The sequence below is a fragment of the Streptomyces sp. NPDC047022 genome, from assembly GCF_040644155.1.
Taxonomy (GTDB): Bacteria; Actinomycetota; Actinomycetes; order Streptomycetales; family Streptomycetaceae; genus Streptomyces.
On sequence record NZ_JBEYVV010000079.1, the window covers coordinates 1 to 4620 of the forward strand.

Annotated in this window: 3 protein-coding genes; 2 read left to right on the forward strand and 1 reads right to left on the reverse strand. The window is 71.3% G+C overall.

The genetic code is table 11. The features are described 5' to 3' along the window. Positions 1 to 327: 327 nt before the first annotated feature. A complete protein-coding gene (locus ABZ845_RS31730) occupies positions 328 to 1029 on the forward strand; it encodes a response regulator transcription factor (protein WP_360986942.1) in 702 nt (233 codons plus the stop codon). Positions 1030 to 1110: 81 nt separating this feature from the next. On the opposite strand, the gene ABZ845_RS31735 is transcribed toward ABZ845_RS31730, so the two are convergent. Next, complete coding sequence (locus tag ABZ845_RS31735; protein ID WP_360986945.1) at positions 1111 to 2835, reverse strand: GAF domain-containing protein; 1725 nt, start codon at positions 2833 to 2835, stop codon at positions 1111 to 1113. Between the two features lie 455 nt (positions 2836 to 3290). On the opposite strand from ABZ845_RS31735, the gene ABZ845_RS31740 reads away from it, so the two are divergent. Further along, positions 3291 to 4466 carry an AI-2E family transporter gene (locus ABZ845_RS31740; protein WP_360986948.1) on the forward strand — a complete coding sequence of 392 codons (1176 nt, stop codon included), beginning with the start codon at positions 3291 to 3293 and terminating at the stop codon, positions 4464 to 4466. Positions 4467 to 4620 lie beyond the last annotated feature (154 nt).

Below are 4620 nucleotides of genomic sequence, written 5' to 3' on the forward strand. Positions count from 1 at the left end.
AGCGGGGTCTGGTGCCGTGCATCGCAAGGCGGAGGAGGGCGTCATGGCGGAGCCATGGCAACCGACGACAACGCGGCGAGGCACGGTGCCAGGGCACGCGAGCCCGGCCTGATCCAAACGAAAGACCCTAAGGGCCCTATACCCCGGCGAGTCCCGTTCACCGGTCTCATCTTCACCGGTCTCGTCGCGCTCCGGCCACCGTCCCGGGTCACCCGTCCGGGTGCCGGAGGGCCCGTACGGCCCTAGTGCGCACGGTCCTCGCGGGGTGATGATCGTCAGCAGGGACAGCTCGCCGGTCTGTCCTTCGCCGGCAGTAGAGAGGCACCGATGGCCGAGGCACGCTCCTTCAGTGAGCAGAACCCGATCCGGGTCTTCCTGCTGGACGACCACGAGGTGGTACGACGGGGCCTGGCCGATCTGCTGGACTCCGAGCCCGACATCGCGGTGGTCGGCGACGCCGACACCGCCGAACACGCGCTCGTCCGCGGCCCTGCGGTCCGGCCGCATGTGGCGGTCCTGGACGTGCGCCTCCCCGACGGCGACGGCATCACCGTCTGCCGGGAACTGCGCGACCGTATGCCGGAGCTGGCCTGTCTGATGCTGACCTCGTTCGACGACGAGGACGCGCTGCTCGACGCGATCATGGCCGGTGCCTCGGGCTATGTGCTCAAGCAGATCAAGGGCTCCGACCTGGTCTCGGCGGTCCGTACGGTCGCCTCCGGACAGTCCATGCTCGACCCCGCGACCACCGCGCGGCTGATGCGCTCGCTGCGCGCCGACCCCGAGCAGCGGCCGGAGGTCCCGCCGGAGCTGGCGGTCCTGTCGCCGCGAGAGCGCGACATCCTGGCACTCATCGGGGAGGGACTGACGAACCGGGAGATCGGCGGGAAGCTCTACCTGTCGGAGAAGACGGTCAAGAACCACATCTCCCGGCTGCTCGCCAAGCTGGGCGTGCAGCGCCGTGTGCAGGCCGCCGTCCTGGCCTCGCACCTGGGGACACCCGGTCCGGAGCAACACCCCGCCCGATAGACCGCGTTCCCAGCCCCCGCCCGGGGCCGCCCGGCCCACGCGCCGCCCGCCCGGTGAGTCGCGGCGGCCTCCACCGCCCCCTCACGGGCGCACCGGCACGCTCCACACCAGTCGCGTCCCGCCGCCCTCGGGGCGTTCGCCCAGGGTGAGGGTGCCGCCCAGCGCGACCGCCCGTTCCTCCAGGTTGCGCAGCCCGCTGCGCGCCGCGCTCCGCGGCAATCCGCACCCGTCGTCGGACACCGTCAGGGTCAGCCGGGCGTCGGCGAGCCGGAGACGGACGTCCACGGAGTGCGCGCCGGAGTGCCGGGCCGTGTTGCTCAGAGCCTCTCCGAGGACGGCGATCACCTGATCGGCGACATCGCCGGGCACATCGGTGTCCACCAGCCCCTCGACACGCAGGGCCGGGGAGAAGCCCAGCGCGGCGGCCGACGCCGCCACCGTCTCGGCGGCCCGTTTCCGCAGGCCACCCTCCTTCCTCGGTCCTTCGCTGTGCGTGCGCAGTCCGAAGATGGTCGAACGGATGATCTTGATGGTCTCGTCCAGGTCGTCCACCGTCCGCGACAGCCGCTCGGCGGCCTCGGGGTGGTCCACGAAGCGCTGGGTGCTCTGGAGGGTCATACCGGCCGCGAACAGCCGCTGGATCGCGAGGTCGTGCAGATCGCGGGCGATCCGGTCGCGGTCCTGGAGCAGGGCGATCTGCTCGGCGTCCCTGCGCCGTTCGGCCAGTTCGAGCGCCAGCGCGGCCTGCCCGGCGAAACCGAGCAGAGGGCCCGCGTCGGTCTCCGTGAACGGGGTGCGCCCCTCCGTGCGGCCCAGCACCAGCACGCCGATCGATTTGCCGCTCGCCACGAGGGGGACGCCGACCACGGATCCGAGTCCGCTCCACAGCGCCGATCCGGGGTCGATCCGCGGGTCCTGCTGGATGTCGGGGCTGACGACGGGCTCCGCCGTGCTGAGGGCGGCGTCCACGAAGCCGTCCTGCCCCGACATCACGAGGCCGCTGCGCCGCTCGGCGTCGAGGCCGACCGCGAACAGCGGACGCAGCATCTCCTCCCCCGCCACGCGTTCGGCGATCATCCCCACGTCGGCCGAGACGATGCGCCGCGCCTGGTCGACGATCAGTTCGAGCACCTCGGAACTGGGTGCGCCCGACAGCAGGGCGCTGGTGACCTGGGCACTCGCCCGCAGCCAGCGCTCCCGCAGCCGCGTCTCCTCGAACAGTCGCGCGTTCTCGATGGCGATACCCGCGGCCACCGCCAGGGTGGAGAGCACGGCCTCGTCCTCGGCGTCGAACTCGGCGGCGCCGCGCTTCTCGGTGAGGTACAGGTTCCCGAACACCTGGTCGCGCACCCGGATGGGCACGCCGAGGAAGGAGTGCATCGGCGGATGGTGGGCCGGGAAGCCGTACGAGGCCGGGTGCTCGGAGATCTCGGAGAGCCGCAGCGGCTCCGGGTGCCGGATCAGCTCGCCGAGGATGCCGTGCCCGCTGGGCAGCGCGCCGATCTCCGCCCGCCGCTCCTCGGTGATGCCGACGGTGATGAAGGACGCGAGCATGCGGTCGTCGCCGATGACGCCCAGCGCGCCGTACTCGGCGTCCACGAGCACGACGGCGGCCTCGACGATGCTGCGCAGCACCTGCCGCAGATCGAGCTCCCGGCCGACCGACAGCACGGCCTCCAGGAGGCGGTGCACCCGGTCCTGGGCGCCGCGCGCCGCGTCGATGCGGGCCTGCAGTTCGTCCAGGAGTTCGTCCAGCCTCAGTTTGGGCAGGTGCGGCTCCGTCCGCTCAGGCCCTTCCCCGCTCATCGCTTCCTCCGACCGAATCGCGCAGACAAGGTGCGGATCTACGGCATCCGTGGAGGAATCACGATACTTGCTGATGCCTCTCCAGGCGGGTGCGTTCCACGCCCTCCCGTGTCCGCTTCGCCCTTACCGATCAACTTGCCCGAACGCCTCGGCGTTCGGGCCTGGGACGAAACGCTTCCCGGGCTCCGCGGGCGCGGTGCGTATGAGTAACGTGTTATACACTCTCCGTGTCGGACAGTCGCGGCGTGGCGTGTCCGGCCTACCGCCGGATCGGCGGAAAGTGACGCCTGCGGAGGCCCGCGTAGGACCGCGCACGACGCGCGGCCGGGGCCCGAGAAACAGGAACCCGCCCGGGCGGTCGGTCGGACGACCGTGCCGGGAATCCCCGCCGTTCACGGCGGGGAGGAGATCAATGTGCTCCGAGTTGGCCGACAGACAGCCAGGACGCGGGAGACATGGTGGCGGGTGCGGGCGGCCCGGCGGCCGGACCGGGGCGAGGACGCAGAACGGGCACGGCGGTGCTGGGCAGCCGGCCGCCCCGTTCCGTGCGCGTTCTCCGGCGCGTGCCGCCCGGCTCCCAGGCGCTGGGTGCCGAACGCACGGTTCCGTGGCTGCGCGTCGCCGCCGCCTATGCCTGGCGCCTGGTGCTGGTCGGACTCGCCGTGTACGGCATCTTCACCGTGCTGGGCCGTTTCCAGCTGGTCGCGGTGGCCCTGTTCCTCGCGCTGGTCATCACCTCGGTCCTGCGCCCGCTCACCGACCTGCTGGACCACTGGCTGCCCCGGCCGCTCTGTGTGGCGATCTCCCTGGTCGGCACCCTGCTGGTGCTGTTCTCCGTGCTCGCGCTCGTGGGTGAGGTGGTGGCAGGGGAATCGGCGAAGCTGGCAGGGGAGTTCCGCGGCGGCGTACGGCAGATCGAACACTGGCTCGAACGCCCGCCGTTCCGGCTCAGCCACCGCAAACTCTCCGACCTCCAGGGCCAGATCGGCTCGTACCTCTCCGCTCACCGCGCCAGCCTGCTCAGCAGCGCGGTCAGCGGTCTGGGCAGGGTGGTGGAACTGGTCACGGGTGTCGCCCTCGCGCTGTTCTCCTCGGTGTTCTTCATCCACTCCGGTGAACACCTGTGGTCCTGGGCCAGGGACTCGCTCCTGCCCCGCGGTGCCCGGACCGCCTGGGACCGGGCGGGGCAGGCGGCGTGGCGTACGTTCGCGGGGTACACCCGGGGCATCATCATCGTGGCCGCCACCAACGCCGTGCTCGTCGGCATCGCCCTGTACGTGCTGCGGGTGCCGCTCGCCCTGCCCTTGGCGCTGCTGGAGTTCTTCGCCGCGTTCGTGCCGCTGGTGGGCTCACCGGTCGCGCTCGCCGTGGCCACGGTGGTGGCGCTCGCGGGGCGCGGTCCCCTCACGGCCGCGGCCGTCCTGCTGCTCATCGTGGTCATCGGCCAGCTGGAAGGGCATGTCCTGCATCCACTCGTGATGAGCTGGGCCGTGCGCCTCCACCCACTCGTCATCGCGGTGTCCGTCATCGCCGGCAGCATCGTGGCGGGTGTGATCGGCGCCGTGGTGGCCGTTCCGTTCGTCTCCGTCGTGTGGTCGGTGCTCCAGGCCCTGCGGACCGCCCCTTCCTAGTAGATTGTCGCGGCTAAGTGTTGTTCTGGTTGGTGGAGTTGGGGTCGGGCAAGCTCCCTTTGTCGCTTCCGTTCGGCCGGGCAGGGGTGCCGTGTCCTCACAGAAGAAGTATCCGGTTGCGTTGAGTGCCGAAGATCGTCTGGCGTTGGTGCGC